Annotated in this window: 16 protein-coding genes; 6 read left to right on the top strand and 10 right to left on the bottom strand. The window is 54.3% G+C overall.

The window, feature by feature from the left end; all coding sequences use genetic code 11:
- Positions 1 to 1287, top strand: a complete 1287-nt coding sequence (locus tag FCS97_RS00505) for an MFS transporter (RefSeq protein WP_138515615.1) — start codon at positions 1 to 3, stop codon at positions 1285 to 1287.
- Positions 1262 to 1426, top strand: coding sequence for a hypothetical protein (locus FCS97_RS16500; RefSeq protein WP_171035103.1), 165 nt, complete (start codon positions 1262 to 1264; stop codon positions 1424 to 1426). The genes FCS97_RS00505 and FCS97_RS16500 overlap by 26 nt, the downstream gene beginning before the upstream one ends.
- 12 nt (positions 1427 to 1438) lie before the next feature.
- On the opposite strand, the gene FCS97_RS00510 is transcribed toward FCS97_RS16500, so the two are convergent.
- Together FCS97_RS00510 and FCS97_RS00515 are read right to left on the bottom strand one after the other, a co-directional pair.
- Positions 1439 to 2188: an LrgB family protein gene (locus FCS97_RS00510; protein ID WP_138515617.1), complete on the bottom strand. Its 750-nt coding sequence runs from the start codon at positions 2186 to 2188 to the stop codon at positions 1439 to 1441.
- Positions 2181 to 2555 (bottom strand): CidA/LrgA family protein, encoded by a 375-nt coding sequence (locus FCS97_RS00515; protein WP_138515619.1) that lies wholly within the window; start codon positions 2553 to 2555, stop codon positions 2181 to 2183. Before FCS97_RS00515 ends, FCS97_RS00510 begins: the two co-directional genes overlap by 8 nt.
- Before the next feature lie 106 nt (positions 2556 to 2661).
- Here FCS97_RS00515 and FCS97_RS00520 point away from each other — a divergent pair, with 106 nt between their 5' ends.
- Positions 2662 to 3330: an OmpA family protein gene (locus FCS97_RS00520; protein ID WP_138515621.1), complete on the top strand. Its 669-nt coding sequence runs from the start codon at positions 2662 to 2664 to the stop codon at positions 3328 to 3330.
- A 64-nt stretch (positions 3331 to 3394) separates the two neighbouring features.
- On the opposite strand, the gene FCS97_RS00525 is transcribed toward FCS97_RS00520, so the two are convergent.
- From FCS97_RS00525 to FCS97_RS00555, 7 genes are all read right to left on the bottom strand, one after another.
- Positions 3395 to 5164 carry an AMP-binding protein gene (locus FCS97_RS00525; protein ID WP_138515623.1) on the bottom strand — a complete coding sequence of 590 codons (1770 nt, stop codon included), beginning with the start codon at positions 5162 to 5164 and terminating at the stop codon, positions 3395 to 3397.
- Between the two features lie 245 nt (positions 5165 to 5409).
- Positions 5410 to 6411: a CaiB/BaiF CoA transferase family protein gene (locus tag FCS97_RS00530; RefSeq protein ID WP_171035104.1), complete on the bottom strand. Its 1002-nt coding sequence runs from the start codon at positions 6409 to 6411 to the stop codon at positions 5410 to 5412.
- Positions 6412 to 6695: 284 nt separating this feature from the next.
- Positions 6696 to 9041 carry an acyl-CoA dehydrogenase gene (locus FCS97_RS00535; RefSeq protein WP_138515627.1) on the bottom strand — a complete coding sequence of 782 codons (2346 nt, stop codon included), beginning with the start codon at positions 9039 to 9041 and terminating at the stop codon, positions 6696 to 6698.
- Between the two features lie 14 nt (positions 9042 to 9055).
- Complete coding sequence (locus tag FCS97_RS00540; RefSeq protein WP_138515629.1) at positions 9056 to 11200, bottom strand: 3-hydroxyacyl-CoA dehydrogenase NAD-binding domain-containing protein; 2145 nt, start codon at positions 11198 to 11200, stop codon at positions 9056 to 9058.
- Positions 11201 to 11221: 21 nt separating this feature from the next.
- Positions 11222 to 12427: an acetyl-CoA C-acetyltransferase gene (locus FCS97_RS00545; protein ID WP_138515631.1), complete on the bottom strand. Its 1206-nt coding sequence runs from the start codon at positions 12425 to 12427 to the stop codon at positions 11222 to 11224.
- A 147-nt stretch (positions 12428 to 12574) separates the two neighbouring features.
- Positions 12575 to 13009, bottom strand: coding sequence for a type II toxin-antitoxin system VapC family toxin (locus FCS97_RS00550; RefSeq protein ID WP_212746417.1), 435 nt, complete (start codon positions 13007 to 13009; stop codon positions 12575 to 12577).
- Positions 12997 to 13191: a type II toxin-antitoxin system VapB family antitoxin gene (locus tag FCS97_RS00555; RefSeq protein ID WP_138515633.1), complete on the bottom strand. Its 195-nt coding sequence runs from the start codon at positions 13189 to 13191 to the stop codon at positions 12997 to 12999. The genes FCS97_RS00550 and FCS97_RS00555 overlap by 13 nt, the downstream gene beginning before the upstream one ends.
- Before the next feature lie 99 nt (positions 13192 to 13290).
- Here FCS97_RS00555 and FCS97_RS00560 point away from each other — a divergent pair, with 99 nt between their 5' ends.
- The 3 genes from FCS97_RS00560 (at position 13291) to FCS97_RS00570 (ending at position 16548) form a co-directional block, all read left to right on the top strand.
- On the top strand, positions 13291 to 13917 hold the full coding sequence (locus FCS97_RS00560) for a TetR/AcrR family transcriptional regulator (RefSeq protein ID WP_138515635.1): 627 nt from the start codon (positions 13291 to 13293) through the stop codon (positions 13915 to 13917).
- 57 nt (positions 13918 to 13974) lie between these two features.
- Positions 13975 to 15228, top strand: coding sequence for a hypothetical protein (locus tag FCS97_RS00565; RefSeq protein ID WP_138515637.1), 1254 nt, complete (start codon positions 13975 to 13977; stop codon positions 15226 to 15228).
- A 114-nt stretch (positions 15229 to 15342) separates the two neighbouring features.
- On the top strand, positions 15343 to 16548 hold the full coding sequence (locus FCS97_RS00570; RefSeq protein ID WP_138515639.1) for an ammonium transporter: 1206 nt from the start codon (positions 15343 to 15345) through the stop codon (positions 16546 to 16548).
- Positions 16549 to 16561: 13 nt separating this feature from the next.
- Here the strand turns inward: FCS97_RS00570 and FCS97_RS00575 are convergent, their stop codons facing one another.
- Positions 16562 to 17263, bottom strand: coding sequence for a DUF599 domain-containing protein (locus FCS97_RS00575; protein ID WP_138515641.1), 702 nt, complete (start codon positions 17261 to 17263; stop codon positions 16562 to 16564).
- Between the last annotated feature and the right edge of the window lie 12 nt (positions 17264 to 17275).

Consider the following 17275-nt stretch of genomic DNA (forward strand, 5'->3'; position numbering starts at 1 on the left):
ATGCAATTGACCTCCCGCAAGGCAGTTTCCCCCCTCACCGTGCTGTGGTGCGGGGCTTTCATCATGACCATTGCGCTGGGCATACGCCATTCATTCGGGCTTTTTTTACAGCCCATGAGCCTGAGCAATGAGTGGGGGCGTGAGGTATTTGCCTTTTCAATTGCCATGCAGAACCTGGTGTGGGGGGTTGCACAACCTTTTGTAGGCAGAATGGCAGATCGCTTGGGATCAGCCATCACCATGATTCTTGGTGGCGCACTGTATGCACTGGGTTTGTTTTTAATGGCCACCGTTGAAAGCCCCGGCATGCTGACCTTGAGCGCTGGCGTTCTGATTGGCCTGGGTTTAAGCGGCACCACATTCCCGGTGGTGTTTGGTGCGGTCAGCCGCGCCATGCCACCAGAAAAACGAAGCATGGCCATGGGCATTTCCATGGCCTTGGGCTCACTGGGACAGTTCGCATTTTTACCCGGGGGGTTGTTTCTGATCAACCAGGTAGGTTGGTCTTCGGCACTCACCATTCTCGCGTGTATTGCAGTAATTATCCTGGCACTGGCCTGGCAATTGATTGAACCCAAAGCCAAGCCCCTGAAAACCGACGACGCACCTTGCAGTGCCGAATGCCCGAACACGGCTGCCAATCATCAGGAAGCACCAACAGGCAAAGAACCGGGCATGTGGGCCTCGCTTGGGCAAGCCATTCGGCACCGCGCCTTTCTCATGTTGAGCGTGGGCTATTTTGTGTGCGGCTTTCAAATTTTGTTCATCAGCGTGCACCTTCCCAGCTATTTACAGGATAGCGGCATACCCGCCAGTGCGGGCAGTACAGCGTTGGCCCTGATTGGTTTGTTTAATATTCTGGGCAGCTACCTTGCTGGTCTGTGGGGTAGCAAATTCAGAAAGCCCATGCTGCTGACCGGCATTTATGGCCTGCGCGGTGTGCTCATCGTGGCTTTTGTGCTGGCACCTTTAAGCACTTGGAGTGTGTATTTATTTGCTGCGGGCATGGGAATACTGTGGTTGTCGACTGTGCCTTTGACCACAGGCACTGTATCGGCCATGTTTGGCGTGAAAAATCTTTCCATGCTGGGTGGTCTGGTATTCATGTTTCACCAAATTGGCGCCTTTGTGGGAGGCTGGCTTGGGGGCTTGTTGTTCGATGCCACCGGCAGCTACACACTGGTGTGGTGGATTTGCGTGGCTTTAAGTGCAATTGCCGCTGCGGTAAACTGGCCTATCAAGGAACAAAGCGCGACCCCGAATGAACCCACAGCACAAGCCGCCTGAGCCAACAAAAACCAACACCCCACTCATGCCACGCTGGGCAAAAGTGCTGTTGGTGGTGTTTGCCCTGCTGGTAATGCTGGGCTACGCCAGCCCCGACATGCGGGCTGTGTATGTGGCAGCCTGGGCGGCCTGTTTTTGATTACGCTTGCCCTTAACTGAAAAAACCAAACGCCCACGGAATTAACAGCGCACCAAAAATGCCATGCAAACCCATACCCAGGCTGGCGTAGCGCCCAGCTTCGGGGTGAACAGAAAATGCACGGGCAGTGCCAATGCCGTGTGCTGCAAGGCCCATGGTGAAGCCGCGCACCCACCAACGCTTCATGCCCATTGAATTGAACAACCAGGTGCCCACTGCGGCACCCAAAATTCCGGTGACAATTGCAAACAAGGCAGTCAGAGTGGGAGAAGCACCAATGCGTTCACTAACGCCCATGGCGATCGGTGCCGTAACCGATTTCGCCCACAGGCTTTGAAGAATATCCAGGTTGGCCCCCAACAAGTAGGCAGTGCCGAGGGCACTGGCAATTGAGACAGCACCACCCACCAGCAATGCCACACTAAGCAATGCCAATGTACGAAGAGTTTGCCCCTTCACGGCGGTGAGCCCTTGGTAAATGGGCACTGCCAAAGCCACAGTGGCGGTGCCCAATAAAAAGTGAACAAACTGGGCACCTTCAAAATACTGCTGGTAACTTAAACCCGTGATTTGCAAGAATGCTGCCAACAACAACACGGCAATCATGACCGGGTTGGTGAAGGGATGCTGCCCGCTTTTCCTGTAGCACCACAAACCAATTTGATAGGCCAGTAAAGTCAAAAACAGAGCGCTGAGTGGATTGCCACTGAGATACACCCATATTTCAGGAAGCTCCAGCACGCGGCGGGCTGATTCACTCATGCTTGCCCTCTTCGCTGACTTCACCAGGCATGAATCGCGCTGCCAGCCTGTCCAGCAAAAAAGCGGTGCTGACCAAAGTAAGCCCCACGCTGACCAGCAAGGTCAGCAGGATCACCACCCCGAATTCGGCCAAGATCGGCCAAAAAACGACTACCCCCACCGCTGCGGGCACAAACAGCAAACCCAGGTTGGCTGTAAACACATTGGCCGTGGATTGAATATCGGCAGGCACACCGCCCTTGATGAAGAAAAATGCCAGCAAGGCGATCAAACCCAGAACAGGCCCGGGAATGGATGGAAACAGGGCGAAACTGAGCAACTCGCCCAAAGCCTGAAAAGCAAGAAGTATCGTTAATGATTTAAGCATGTTGGAGTGTAGCGCCATGAAATTTTTATAGTCAACCTGTAATGGGGTAAGGCGTTAAAATGAAACAGACGGAAGACCGGTCAAAACAAAATTCAAGGAATACACCATGAACAAATTCAAACTTTCAGCAATCGCCCTTACCTTGTTTGCCGCAGGCTGCGCCAGCAATGGTGGCGGTGTTTTTCAACAACCGCAAGCGCCGCAACAACCAGCCCCCGGTTCACCCGTGGCTGTTGCTGGCTGCCCCGTAGCGCCTGAGCGCAAAGTAGACAACACCAAAACTGCAATTGGTACTGCAGTGGGTGCCATTGGCGGTGCCATTGTGGGCAACAGCATTGACGGCAAAGACACCGTGCGTGGTGCCGCCTTGGGTGGCCTGTTCGGTTACCTGGTGGGCAGCCAGATTGCAGTGCGTGAGCAGCGCGATGGTTCCGTGATGCTGGACATTCCAGGCGCTGCTTTGTTTGACACCAACAAAACAGCAATCAAACCCCAGTTTGCCGGCACTCTGGATCAAATTGCTGCCACCTTGCGTGACAACCCCAACACCATTGTTTGTGTGATCGGCTACACCGACAGCACCGGCAGCGATCAATACAACCAAGACCTTTCAGTACGCCGTGCACAATCGGTGACCAGCTTCCTGACGGGCAAGGGCATTGATGGTGGTCGTTTGACCGCAGCCGGTTTGGGCGAACGTTTCCCGGTGGCCACCAACGACACTGAAGCTGGCCGCACGCAGAACCGCCGCGTTGAAATGTACGTGCGCAACTAAGCGCAGTAGTAAGGCATAAAAAAAGCCACCTTCGCAGGTGGCTTTTTCATTTCACGAAGAAAACTTATGCAGTTTCTTTCGGTTTGTCGCGAAGTTCGCGGCGCAGAATTTTGCCCACTGGCGTTTTAGGCAAGTCGTCGCGGAACTCTACGAATGACGGAATTTTGTAACCAGTCAGGTTTTGGCGGCAATGTGCGATCAAATCTTCTTTGGTCACACTGGCGTCTTTCTTCACCACCACCAGTTTCACTTTTTCGCCGGTCACAGGGTCGGGCACGCCCACCACGCCACACTCCAAAACGCCAGGGTGCTGGGCAACCACATCCTCAATCTCGTTCGGGAACACATTGAAGCCGCTCACGATAATCATGTCTTTTTTGCGATCTACAATTTTCACGAAACCTTGCTCGTCCATGGTGCCGATGTCACCTGTGGCCAGCCAACCGTCTTTGTCGATGGTCTTGGCTGTTTCTTCAGGGCGGTTCAGGTAACCCAACATCACCTGCGGGCCACGCACGCAAATTTCACCGGGCTCGTTCAAACCACCCCACAAACCATCGTCCCGCTTCAAGCGCACTTCGGTGCCGGGAATCGGCAAACCTACATTGCCACGGAATGCTGGGCGCTCGCCGCCATGCAATGGGGGCACAGTCACCACGGGCGAAGTTTCGGTCATGCCGAAGCCTTCAGAAATTGCGCAGCCGGTTACTTTGTACCAACGCTCAGCGATGGGTTGTTGAAGTGCCATACCGCCGCTCATGGCGAACTTCATGTCGGAGAAATCGCGATTGCAGAATTCTTCGTTGTTCAGGAAGGCATTGAACAGCGTATTCACCGCGGTGATCACATGGAATTTTTCCTTGCGCAACACTTTCATCACAGTGCCTACATCTCGTGGGTTCGCAATCAGAATGTTGCGGGCACCAAAGGTCATGAACAGCATGCAGTTCACGGCCAGCGCATAGATGTGATACAGCGGCAGCATGGTGACCACGCAAATTGGCTCTTTGCCGATTGCTTCGCTCATCCAGGCCAGGCCCTGTTCCATATTGCTCATCAGGTTACGCTGGGTCAGCATGGCACCTTTGGACACGCCAGTGGTACCACCGGTGTATTGCAGCAAGGCCACGTCGTCCAGCTTGGGGCTGGGCTTGGGGAATGAAACACCCTTGCCAGCAGCCAGCGCCTTTTTGATAGGCACGGCCTGGGGCAAATTGTAGGCTGGCACCATCTTCTTGATCTTGCGCATCACGAAGTTGACGATGAAGCCCTTCAAGCCACCCAGCAGGTCGCCCAGCTGAGTAATCACGATGTTCTTGACTTGGGTACCCTCGAGCGATTGCTGCAAGGTATTGGCAAAGTTTTCAAACACCACAATGGTGGTTGCACCCGAGTCTTTCAACTGGTGGTTCAGTTCACGCACAGTGTACAGCGGGTTCACGTTGGTCAGTGTGCAGCCCAACTTCATGGCACCCACGAAACACACCGGGAACTGCACGCAGTTGGGCAACATAATGGCCACAACATCACCCGCTTTCACACCGATGGATTTCAGGTAGCCCGCAAACTGGTCGGACATGTCATCGACCTGTTTGTACGAGAACTCTGTGCCCGCTGAAACGAAAGCTGGGCGGTCAGCGTACTTTTTCAAGCACTCGGCCACCAGTTCCAGCATGCTGGTGTAACGCAGGGGAGGCATGTCGCCTGACACGCCTGGAGGATAACTTTTCGTCCAGTAACGGGACTCAAAAAGCTCCTGCGCTTCTTTGCTGACAAAACCATTGAATTGATCGGGCGACACCTTAGGGGCGGCCTCGTCGGGACGTGCTGACATGTACTGATCTCCTGTAAACCGAGCGAATGCGGCCAAGGAGGTGCCACTTTGGGTGGCTTTTTATGTCTCCCCGGCTGAGCCTGCGTGGGCTCGGTTTTTATAAGTGTTGTATAAGACTTCCGGCAAATTCAACAATACCATTCTTCCCGCGATTTTGGTAAGAATCGCGTAAGTTAACCCAAAGATTTCAGGATTTTAGACGCAGTACTCGATTTACCGGCGCAACTTTCCCGGCCGAAAAAGCATCAAAGTTGCAGCAAATTCCTCTGCTTGATTTCTGCTCGGGTCAGCACAGGCGTAATACAGGCATCCACCTTGCCAAACACCTGCTCCCAATAAGCCAGGGGCTGGGACGCAACCAGAGCCTTCATGTCGGCCAGCATTTGTACAGCCGGTGGGGTGCCGGGCATGGCGCCTCGGCTCCAGTGAATATTCGTCCACTCGGGCTTGCCCATGGCCTCGCAAGCCACTTTCCAGAACTTGTGTTCCAGCGAGCCCACCGCCAAGTGGCGCTGGTCTGCGGTTCTGTAGACGTTGTAACAGGCCAGGCCACCACTGAGCAAGTCATCTTGATGGCGGGCTGGTTTGCCGCTGAGCATGATCCACATTTGCTCCATGCTCTCGGGCATGATGTTTTGCTTCCACAGGTTGTGGGTCATGGACACATCCACAAAAGTGCCCTGCCCTGTGCGCTGCGCTTTCAGCAAAGCCGCCAAGATACCCTGCACAGCAGCCGAAGTGCCACCAAACAAGTCACCAAACTGCACGGCAGGCACTGGAATGTCGCCCTCGGCGGTTTGCAAACCATCGAGTACACCGCTCAAGGCCATGTAATTGATGTCGTGCCCGGCTTTCTCAGCCAGCGCACCTTGTTGCCCGTAACCGGTAATGCAGCACATGACCAGTTTGGGGTTCAAGGCTTTCAGGGTGTCATAGCCACAACCCATGTCTGCCATCACACCAGGGCGAAAACCGTCAATCAGTACGTCGGCCTTGGCTGCATGGTCTTTCAAGGCCTGAATGCCTTCAGGCGTGCGAAAGTCGGCAGTTACAATTTTTTTGCTGCTGTTCAAAGCGGCGTAAAGCATGGGCATGCTTTTGGCATCGTCGCCATGAGGCGGCTCCATCTTGATCACCGTGGCACCCATCTGTTGCAGAATCAACGATGTGGCTGGCCCGGGCAAATTGCGCGACAAATCCAGCACGGTGATGCCTTCGAGCAAGGTGGGGTCTTGAATGGGTGACATGTGTAGCAGCCTCGGTGATTGATTGGTTGTGAATAACTTTGTTGATTTTGGACAGGGGCGACCCTTGCCTGGCTTGAGGCACTGTTCGCTTCGCTCTAAGCAAGGTTTCTCGATCCGGCTTGATGCTTCTGGCTTGGGGCATGCGAAACGCCACGGCGTCTTCGCATCGATTGCTTTCAGCAATCGCCCCGCGCTGCGAATCCGCCGGGAAACCTTGCAAAGCCGGTCGAAGCGAACAGTGCCCCAAGCCAAGCCGGGGCACGTGTTCACATGGACGCCACGTCTTAAGAGTTTACAACCCTCAAGCGCTCGCCCTGCACTGCTGAGCCATGGCCAACATTGGGTACATTGGCACATTCAAAACCTGGCGCATAGGTCACTGATTCATCACCGAAGAATTCCTGCGGTGTGAACTCATCCACCATGATTGCTTCCAGGCTAATGCGGTTGGCACGGTCCAGCAGCTTTTTGTCGGCTGCTGTAATAATGCCTTTGGCCAATGCGGCTTCTGCCATTTCTTGCACAGAACCTTTGTCCACCAACTTGCTGCGGCGCGCCTGAATCACTTTCATTTGCACCACTTCAGCTTCCTGCACGGCCTGGAATGCGGCCATCAAGCGCTTCACGCCTGTGGTTTGGGCCAACACTTCGTCGCTGTCCAGATCGGCCAGGTTGAACTTGGGCATGTACAAATCGCCAGTGATGCGGCCCAGTTGTGCGCCACTCTTGGTGATTGTTTTGGCCACAGTGGGCACCAAACGATCAAGGCCTGAACCCACCAATGGGTTCACGCGCAGGCTGAAGTAACCCACGGTGCGCAGCAAAAAGCCCACTGCGTTGTTGCCGAAGTTGGCATAAATGGATTCGAATGCTTTTTGCACTTTCGCCAAGGCGTATTCGCAAGCGTACTGAACCAGCGGCAAGTCTTCCTTGATTTCACCTTCGGCCACATAGCGACGAATAGTTGAAATTGCCAACAGCTGCCATCCCAACGCATCGGCGAAATGGCCGGTCAGTTGCTGGCGTGCTTTCAGCTTGCCACCCACAGTAATCAAGGCCATGTCGGTCAGGAATGAATAGCGTGAAGACGCCCAGGCCAGCTTGCGCAGGTAAGGTGTAACGCCATCAATTTTCGGCGTGCTGGCCAGATAACCACGGGTCAGCGTGAGGCCAACCAAGCGGCTGGTGTTCACCACCATGTGACCAATCCAACCCTTCAGCGCGCTGCTGAATGTGGGCAAGTCATTGGCTTCCAGTGCGTTCGCAATTTTGAAAGCATAGGGGTGGCAACGCACTGCACCTTGACCAAAGGTAATCAGCGAACGGGTCATGATGTTGGCACCCTCCACGGTAATTGCAACCGGGGCTGAACAATAGCCGCGACCAATCACGTTGTTGGGGCCTTGCATCACGCCAGCGCCGGCCATTACATCCATGGCATTTTTTGCTTGTTCGCGTGAAAGCTCAGTGAGGTAGGCTTTCCAAACAGCCGAAACCACTGGTGGCTGCTCGCCATTGTCCAGCGCGCTCAGTGCATACACACGCGCCCCTTCACTGAGGTAAGCCATGGCTGCAATTTCAGCCAGCTTTTCCTGAATGCCTTCCATTTCAGCAATGGGCATGCCGAACTGCTGACGTACACGGGCATAAGCACCCGAAGCGGCCGCTGCTGCGCGCACACCACCCACTGCACCGGCAGGCAATGAAACCGCGCGACCACCTGCCAGCTGTTCCATCAACATGCGCCAGCCTTGGCCCGCACATTCTGCGCCACCGATAATTTCATCCGCGTCGATCACTACATCGTTACCAATGATTGGACCGTTGTAGAACGCATCACCAATTGGCTGGTGGTGCTTGCCCATTTCCAGGCCAGGCGTGCCACGGTGTACCAGTGCCACGGTAATACCAGCGTCGGTACCTTTACCCAGCAGGTTATCCGGATCGTGCAATTTAAAAGCCAAGGAAATCAAATTGGCCACAGGTGCCAAGGTGATGTAACGCTTGCGGAAGTTCAGCTTGATTTGAACTTTGCCTTCGGCGTTTTTAAACACCACGCCACGCGCCAGAATCGACGCCGCATCGGAACCCGCTGTGGGCTCTGTCAAACCAAAACAAGGCAGGTATTCACCGCTGGCCAAACGTGGCAAGTAGTGCTCTTTCTGCGCTTGTGTGCCGTAGTGCTTGATCAGTTCAGCAGCGCCCAAACTGTTGGGAATCACCACCAAAGTGGACAGCAATGGGCTGTGCGAAGTGATCATTGCCATGATGGTGGAAATCGCATTCGCGGAGAATTCCAGACCACCAAATTTTTGGGGAATCAGGAAAGAATAAAAGCCAGCTGAGGCCAGAAAATCGACTGCTTTTTTCGGAATAACGCGGGTGGTTGCGATTTCATGCGGATCGCACATTTCACACAATTGCTGCACTGGACCGTCGATGAACTCGCGCTCGCGCTGGTTCAACTTTGAATAGGGCTCAGCAAACATTTTTGCAAAGTCGGGCTTGCCGGAAAACACCTGCCCGTCGATCCACACCGTGCCTGCTTCAAGCGCTTGGCGCTCAGTCGGCGAAATTTGGGGCATGGCTTTGGCTTTGATCAAGCCATTCATGATTGCTTTGAATACCATGGTTACTGCTCCTGTTAATTCAGATTGTCTTCCAGCTTTTTGCCTTGAGCGGCCATTTCCAACAGCATGCTGGCAGGCTTGAAACGCTCGCCGTACTTGGCGGCCAGCTCTTCACAACGCTTCACAAACTGGGGCAAGCCCTTGGCGTTGATGAACTGCAACATACCGCCTGTGAATGGGGCAAAGCCCAAACCGAAAATGGAACCGATGTTGCCGTCGGCCACTGAACGCAGCACTTTTTCCTGCAAGCAGCGTGCGGCTTCATTGGCTTGGATGTACATCAAGCGGTCTTGAATTTCCTGTGAACTTGGCTGCTCTTTGGCCAGCGGGAATTCTTCGCTCAAACCTTTCCACAGGGTTTTGCCGGCGGGGGTGTAGTCGTAGAAACCTTTGCCGTCTTTCTTGCCAATGCGGCCATGCTTTTCAGCCACGGTAATCAGCGTTTTGTAGCCTGGGTGCTCTGGGAATGTTTGGCCTGCGGCTTCCATGTCTTTCTTGGTTTGCTTCATGATCAGCAAACTAAGGCTCAATGACACTTCGTCGTACAGCGCCAAAGGTGGCATGGGCATGCCGGCTTCCAGACCCGCCATTTCGATTGAACGTGGGTGAACACCCTCGCCCACCATGGCTGCGGCTTCCATCAGGAATGTGCCGAACACACGGCTTGTAAAGAAGCCGCGGCTGTCGTTCACAACAATTGGTGTTTTACCAATTTGCTGCACGTAGTCGAAGCCCTTGGCCAATGTTTCATCGTCGGTTTTTTCACCCATGATGATTTCAACCAGCGGCATTTTGTCCACCGGGCTGAAGAAGTGCAAACCGATGAACTGGTTGGGGCGCTTGGAGGCTTCGGCCAGGCCAGTGATTGGCAGGGTCGACGTGTTAGATGCGTACACTGCAGTTGCAGGAATAACTGCTTCTGCTTTGGCAGTTACATCAGCTTTCACGGCGCGGTCTTCGAACACGGCTTCGATCACCAAATCTGCGCCTTCCAATTTTGAATAATCGGTGGTGGCAGTAATCAGGTTCAGCAGTGCTTCTTTCTTTTCAGGGGTGCTGCGCTTTTTGGCAATGGCTTTGTCCAGCAGGTTGGTGCTGTAGGCCTTGCCCTTGTCTGCGCCTTCTTGCGTGGCATCGATCAACACCACTTCAATGCCCACTTTCGCAGACACATAGGCAATACCAGCACCCATCATGCCCGCACCCAGCACGCCAATTTTCTTGACCTTGCTTTTCGCGGGTGCGCTTGGGCGGCTTTGGCCTTTCTTGATGCTGTTGAGCTGATACCACAACGTGTTCATCATGTTCTTGCTTTCTTGCGACAACACGCAAGCAGCGAAGTAACGGCTTTCCACTTTCAGGCCAGTGTCGATGTCGGTAATACCGCCTTCGAACACGCAGCTTGCAATGTGGGTTAGTGCTGGGTAATTACCAAATGCCTTGGCGTTGGCCATGCTCGGTGCGATCGCCCAAATTTGCGCAATGGCTGGGTGCTTGGAATCGCCACCGGGAAACTTGAAGCCTTTCACGTCCCATGGCTGCAAGGCTTTGGGGTTGGCCACTGCCCAGGCGCGTGCCTTGGCAATCATGTCTTCAACAGTGTCTGCCGTGTCTTGAACGATGCCTTTCTTCACAACTTGTTCTACACGCAGTTCAGTGCCCTGAGTCATCATTTCCAGCGCGCCCTGAATGCCGATCATGCGGGGCAAACGCTGCGTACCACCGCCGCCGGGCAACAGGCCCAGCTTCACTTCGGGCAAACCGAATTTGGCTTTGGGGTTGTTCAGCGCAATGCGGTGGTTACAAGCCATGGCCAGTTCCAGGCCACCGCCCAATGCGGTGCCGTTCAACGCGCACACGATTGGCTTCTCGCACTTTTCCATGCGGCGCAACAGGGTTTTGAAGGCTTCTGCCAAATCAAAAGCCTGTTGTGGATCGGTAATTTTGTAAACCGTGTCCAGGTCAGCGCCGGCGAGGAATTCTGGCTTGCCGGAAGTCAACACCACGCCTTTTACTGCTGCATCGGTTTCAATGCGGGTCAGGGCTTCCGCAAACGGGCCCATCAATTCTTCATTCAATACGTTCATGGAACGGCCGGGCATGTCGAGCGTGACTACCGCGATGCCATCCTGACCGAGTTCAAATTTCACTGCACTCATTGTTGTTTCTCCTTCGGCCAATTAAATGCGTTCGATGATGGTGGCAATACCCATGCCGCCGCCCACACACAGTGTGGCCAGGCCCAGGGTTTTGTCTTGCCGCTCAAGTTCATCGAGCAATGTGCCCAAAATAATTGCGCCGGTTGCGCCCAGTGGGTGACCCATGGCGATCGATCCGCCGTTCACGTTCACGCGGTCCAGGCTTACGCCCAAATTGCGCGCGGTTTGCATGGGCACTACAGCAAACGCTTCGTTGATTTCCCACAAATCGATGTCGGATGCCTTCAAGCCGGCCTTTTGCAGGGCTTTCAAGCAGGCCGGGGTTGGGCCAGTCAGCATGATGGTGGGCTCGGAACCGATTACCGCTGCGGCGCGAATACGTGCGCGCGGCTTCATGCCTGCCTTGCGGCCAGCTTCCTCACTACCCACCAGCACCAGGGCTGCACCGTCCACGATGCCCGAGCTGTTGCCCGCATGGTGAATGTGATTGATGGTTTCAACCGTGGTGTACTTGCGCAGGGCCGTGGCGTTAAAGCCCATGCTGCCCATCATGGCAAATGAGGGTTGCAGCGTGGCCAGGCTTTCAACCGTGGCATTTCCACGAATGAATTCGTCGTGATCCAGCATGATCAAACCGTTCAGGTCTTTCACGGGCACGCGGCTCTTGTTGAAGCGGCCTTCAGCCTGCGCTTTCGCAGCGCGACGCTGGCTTTCTACCGCGTAGGTGTCCACATCGGTGCGGCTGAAGCCTTCCAGCGTGCCGATCAGGTCAGCAGAAATACCTTGGGGAATGAAACCGAGTTTGTCGTTGATGCGGGGGTCCATGAACCACGCGCCGCCATCACTGCCCATGGTCCAGCGGCTCATGCTTTCCACACCGCCGGCAACCACCATGTCTTCCATGCCGCTGCCCACTTTGGCTGCGGCCAGGTTCACCGATTCCAAACCGGAGGCACAGAAACGTGACTGGGTCACACCTGCCACTGTTTCAGCCCAACCAGCATCCAGAACGGCCGTACGGGCAATGTCGGCACCCTGCTCGCCCACTGGGGTTACGCAACCCAGCACCACGTCGTCCACCAAACTGGTGTCGAGGTCATTGCGCTGCTGCAAAGCGGTCAGCAGGTTGTTGAGCAACCACACTGGTGTGGCCTGGTGCAGGCTACCGTCTTTCTTACCTTTGCCCCGTGGGGTTCTTACTGCGTCAAATATCAGTGCCGATGGCATCTGTGCCTCCTGGATTTTCGGAATTCGGTAATCAAAATTACCGTAGTTCTAGTGAATTCTTCACGATCCAGAATGGCGATGTGCAAACGCACAATCAACCCAAGAAGTTACTTTAGAGTGTCACCTCTATGCATATGGTAATTTGGCTTACCGTTTTTCGTCATTGGTGTAGCTACGGGGCGAGTCGTGCATGAAAAACCTGTCTTGAATGGGCGGCTGCAAGCCCAATTCCTTAACCACCCGCAACAGTTGCATGTCGCGAGTCCATAGCGTAGCCCCGGGCGACAGCAGCACCGAGGCCAACAAGTGTGTGTCCACATAACCCAGGCCCTGTGCATGCAACTTGCGCAACTCAATCAATTCAAGCACCTCGGAGGGCGAAGCCAGTACCGTTGGTTGCAGGTCGGCCAGCCAGTTCAGTATGCGGCGCCGGTCTTGAAGATTGGCCAACGCCATTTCACCCAGTACAAATGGATGACCCAACACGCAACCTTCATTGAGCAGGCGAACCAGCTGAGGCTCGGTCTGATGAAAATGATCAACCCACACCGTGGTGTCCACAAGCACTTTCACAGTTGCCACTGCCTGCGCGGAATATTTTGCAACTCGGGTTGACTGCCCCCCAAAAGGGCAAGCCTGCGCGCACTTTCACGCTGTATCAGCGCGCGAAGGGCTTCGCGCAGAAGTTCATTTCGTTCACCAAGGCCAGACAGCTGCTGGGCTTTGGTTAATAATTCATCATCGAGGTTGACGGTGGTTCTCATTGGGCATGGGCATTCAGTGTTGACCGAACCAACATTAGCACCACATGATTCGCCTTTTGATTCACCCCATTGAACTCACAACAAGTGGGTCCGGTCACTATGAACCCAAGCGCAAGCAACACCAAATCCGATGTGAATGCCAACCCCGCCACCATGCGAAAAGCCACGCTGGACCGCATTGAAAATGCCGTGCTGGAGCTGTTCACCAACGACGATTTCAACAGCGTGCCGCTGATTGAAGTTGCCCGTACGGCCAATGTTTCACTGCAAACCATTTACAAATACTTCGGCAGCAAAGAACAACTGGTGGCCTATGTGCTGGACTCCACGCTTAGCCGGTTGGCCAACCGCATGATCGACCACCTGGAGGGCATTGAGGATTACCGTGAGCGCCTGCGCAAAACCCTGTGGGTGATGCTGGACTATTTTGACAAACACCCCAAAGTCATTTTGCTGCTGACCGTGTCCATACCCGCCAGCCGCTATCAAGACTTGCCCGTGTATGAAAGCCCGGATTTGATGGGCGCATTTCTGGGCATGCTGAAAGAAGGCCAGCACAAAGGAGTGTTCAATGACACGGTTTCCAGCAAGATGTTGCTCGACGTGTTCATGGGCGTCTTCGGCCGCGTGGCGCAAATGCATTTTTTGCGCAAGGAAAGCCACAAGCTGATCGACCAGTTTGACGACTTGTTTGGAATTTTGTGGGGGGCACTGAAGGCACCCTGACATGGAACCTGCGGTTCGTTCACGCCACTCAATGAAGATCCATCCAACATTGAGCGCATGTCGAACTCTGTCGAAGGTTTTAACTCCACAGGCTGGAACAATCTTGCCACGCAGGCTGCACAACCCCTGCCCACTGAATGCGCAAGTGCAGACCTGCCATCGATTGCACCAAACAGCGCTGCCTGGGCTGCCTTCAAGCAATCCCCGGAAACCCGGCTGGCCTACACCACTCAACTAAACACGTCGATCAAAACCATTCAGCAATTCCTGGGGGAGCATGCCAATGTGGGCATTGAACGGCAACAGGCCTTGGGCAATCTGAACGAATTTCTGCACGCCCGGGTCAATTGCAGTGCCAAGCAACTTTCCCCCCTCGTCATCAACGAATCCAGGCGCAACCTGAACCTGTTTGCGCAGCAACTGAACAACCCCAATATACCTGCAGACAAAAAACTGTCTTGTGCACTGGCGCTTGCGCAAGGTTTGGGGGTGTGCAACGAAGGTGAGACACTGAACATTCTTGAGTGCACACAACAATTGTGCAGCCAACAAACCGGGCTGGCTGGTGTGCTGACCCGCACCAAAAACAGCTTGGTGGAACAACACCTGCAACAACTGGTCAAGCATGAGGACCAACCCAGATTGAATGAAAATCTGGCCCAACAGCTGGAAATTCACCATGTTCAGGCGTTGAAGAACCATGTGGCAGGACAATGGGGATTAAGCGTTGTTGAAGACCGTTATGCCACGGCAGACTATCAAGCCCGGGCTGGACAAATGGCCGATGAGTTGCTGCGGCAAACCATTACGCCTGCCGTGTTGGCCAACACGGTGGCCGAGCAAATTGCGCAAGCTCTCTGTAGCCACTCGAACAATGGCCTAAGCGAAGGCATGGCCACAGACCAATTGAAAACCGAACCGTTGCGACGAGCCATTGAAGCAGAATTTGGTCCGGGAATTGAACTGGAACACTGCCTTGAATTCAACGAGGATTATTCAATGGTGCGTTTGAAACCCCAACGCGACATTGCGTTGCATGTACTGCACAATTGCCAGAAAATCGGATTGATTCACCCCCATGCGGATCTGGAAAGTTTGCTGAAACAAGCAGTGGCCAACCTGAAGGACTGCATCGAGAAGGTGAGTTCACTGCGTGGGGCTGTGGCTCTCCGACCAACCACGTCATACTTCTTGCCAAACTTCTGGAGCGGTTGCACCAATTTGCTGATCCCGGAACACAAATGCCGGCAGGAAGAAAACCAGTCCAAAGCACTTTTGGCAGCACTTCGACGCCTCGACATTCGGGCCTAAGCCACCACACCCGAAACAACTTGCACCACAAGTGTGCAAAATCAGCTTCAAAAGCGGGCATTGTTTTTGCAACTAATGCCCCACTTTCAACCATAAACCTGAAAATTCACCAAAATGGAACAAATTACTCTCGCACTGGACACTCTTTTTGTGCTTCTAGGCGCCATCATGGTGCTTGCAATGCACGCTGGTTTTGCATTTCTGGAAGTGGGCACGGTGCGCCACAAAAACCAGGTTAATGCGCTTGTCAAAATTCTGGCCGATTTTTCGGTCAGCACCATCAGTTATTTTTTCATCGGTTACGCAATTGCCTACGGCGTGGGTTTTTACGAACCCGCCACTGTACTCAACGAGGGCAACGGCTACTCACTGGTGAAGTTCTTCTTCCTGCTCACCTTCGCAGCCGCCATTCCCGCCATTGTGTCAGGCGGCATTGCTGAACGCGCGCGCTTTGTGCCCCAGCTGGTGGCCACAGCCGCTTTGGTGGGTCTGGTTTACCCCATATTCGAGGGCATGGTCTGGAACGGCAACTATGGCTTTCAGGAATGGTTGACCGCCAGCTTTGGCGCGCCTTTTATGGACTTCGCCGGCAGTGTGGTGGTTCATGCGGTGGGTGGCTGGATTGCACTGGCTGCCGTGCTGCTGCTGGGCTCACGCCGTGGCCGCTACACCAAGGACGGTCGCATCAGCTCGCACCCGCCTTCCTCCATTCCTTTCTTGGCCTTGGGCAGCTGGGTATTGGCCGTGGGCTGGTTTGGCTTTAATGTGATGAGCGCCCAGAAAATTGAAGGCATCTCAGGGCTGGTCGCCGTGAACAGCCTGATGGCCATGGTGGGCGGCACGCTGGGCGCCTTGGCCGCAGGTCGCAATGACCCAGGCTTTGCCTACAACGGCCCCTTGGCTGGCCTGGTGGCCGTGTGTGCCGGCAGCAATATCATGCACCCCTTGGGTTCGCTGGCTGTGGGCTCTATTGCAGGTGTGCTGTTTGTGTACATGTTCACGCTGACCCAAAACCGCTTGAAAATCGACGATGTGTTGGGTGTGTGGCCATTGCATGGCATTTGTGGCGCCTTTGGTGGCATTGCAGCAGGCGTGTTTGGTCAGCAAGCCCTGGGCGGCATGGGTGGCGTTTCGTTCATGAGCCAACTGATTGGTACTGTGGCGGGTGTGGGCTTCGCACTGGTGGGCGGCTTCGTGGTCTACGGCTTGCTGAAAATGACTGTGGGCATTCGCTTGAGTGACGAAGAAGAATTCAACGGTGCCGACCTGACCATTCACAAAGTCAGTGCCAGCCCCGAGCGCGAAACCAGCAGCTGGTAATTCGCGGCAAGGTTTATTTCGACATGATCTCCAGGGCTTCTGAGTAGAAGTCCCTGCGGATCAACACCAATACGATCAAGGCACTGAAGGCCATCAGCAAGCCTGGGTGAATCATCCAGGTCACTGATGCAATTCCAAAATAGTAACTCCGCAAGCCCCGGTTGAATTCGTCCCCTGCCAGGCTGTTAATTCTCGCCATGCGCGACACATAGGACTCGTTGTACTCTTTGTCGGGGTTTCCATCGGGCGCAGCACCGACCAAAATAGTAAGCAGGTTGAACTGCCGCAAGCTCCAGGTGAATTTGAAATAGGCCACCACAAACACAGTGAGCACCAACAGCACTTTGATTTCCATCAAACCACGGCTTACCTCGCGGCTAAATGGCAGGTCGCTGGTGATGTTCACCAGTTGATCCAGCGTACCCAGCAAGGCAAACAAACCCGCAATAATGTAAATGGTGGTGTTGGCATAAAAAGTAACGCTATTGACCAGGTTGCCGATCAGCGCCGTGTCGCCCACCCGGTTGCTGCGGCCGAGCATTTCACGAGCCCACAGCTTTCGAAATTCATGCGTTTTTTGCGACAGGCCATGTCGACCAAAACGGCTGCGGCCGTCAAATACGTAGTTGTAACCACGAAAGCAAATGACGAAGAACCCCACGGCGATCCAGTCAAATACTGTGAGTAAGGAAATTGCGTTTTGAACTGCAGTCATGATGCCCTTTGT

The organism is Limnobacter alexandrii (genome assembly GCF_005871185.1).
Lineage (GTDB): Bacteria > Pseudomonadota > Gammaproteobacteria > Burkholderiales > Burkholderiaceae_B > Limnobacter > Limnobacter alexandrii.

Bases quoted from the DNA above. Each gene is read 5' to 3' on its own strand.
- FCS97_RS00505 (WP_138515615.1), top strand. From the start codon at position 1: ATGCAATTGACCTCCCGCAAGGCAGTTTCCCCCCTCACCGTGCTGTGG.
- FCS97_RS16500 (WP_171035103.1), top strand. From the start codon at position 1,262: ATGAACCCACAGCACAAGCCGCCTGAGCCAACAAAAACCAACACCCCA.
- FCS97_RS00510 (WP_138515617.1), bottom strand. From the start codon at position 2,188: ATGAGTGAATCAGCCCGCCGCGTGCTGGAGCTTCCTGAAATATGGGTG.
- FCS97_RS00515 (WP_138515619.1), bottom strand. From the start codon at position 2,555: ATGCTTAAATCATTAACGATACTTCTTGCTTTTCAGGCTTTGGGCGAG.
- FCS97_RS00520 (WP_138515621.1), top strand. From the start codon at position 2,662: ATGAACAAATTCAAACTTTCAGCAATCGCCCTTACCTTGTTTGCCGCA.
- FCS97_RS00525 (WP_138515623.1), bottom strand. From the start codon at position 5,164: ATGTCAGCACGTCCCGACGAGGCCGCCCCTAAGGTGTCGCCCGATCAA.
- FCS97_RS00530 (WP_171035104.1), bottom strand. From the start codon at position 6,411: ATGTCACCCATTCAAGACCCCACCTTGCTCGAAGGCATCACCGTGCTG.
- FCS97_RS00535 (WP_138515627.1), bottom strand. From the start codon at position 9,041: ATGGTATTCAAAGCAATCATGAATGGCTTGATCAAAGCCAAAGCCATG.
- FCS97_RS00540 (WP_138515629.1), bottom strand. From the start codon at position 11,200: ATGAGTGCAGTGAAATTTGAACTCGGTCAGGATGGCATCGCGGTAGTC.
- FCS97_RS00545 (WP_138515631.1), bottom strand. From the start codon at position 12,427: ATGCCATCGGCACTGATATTTGACGCAGTAAGAACCCCACGGGGCAAA.
- FCS97_RS00555 (WP_138515633.1), bottom strand. From the start codon at position 13,191: ATGAGAACCACCGTCAACCTCGATGATGAATTATTAACCAAAGCCCAG.
- FCS97_RS00560 (WP_138515635.1), top strand. From the start codon at position 13,291: ATGAACCCAAGCGCAAGCAACACCAAATCCGATGTGAATGCCAACCCC.
- FCS97_RS00565 (WP_138515637.1), top strand. From the start codon at position 13,975: ATGTCGAACTCTGTCGAAGGTTTTAACTCCACAGGCTGGAACAATCTT.
- FCS97_RS00570 (WP_138515639.1), top strand. From the start codon at position 15,343: ATGGAACAAATTACTCTCGCACTGGACACTCTTTTTGTGCTTCTAGGC.
- FCS97_RS00575 (WP_138515641.1), bottom strand. From the start codon at position 17,263: ATGACTGCAGTTCAAAACGCAATTTCCTTACTCACAGTATTTGACTGG.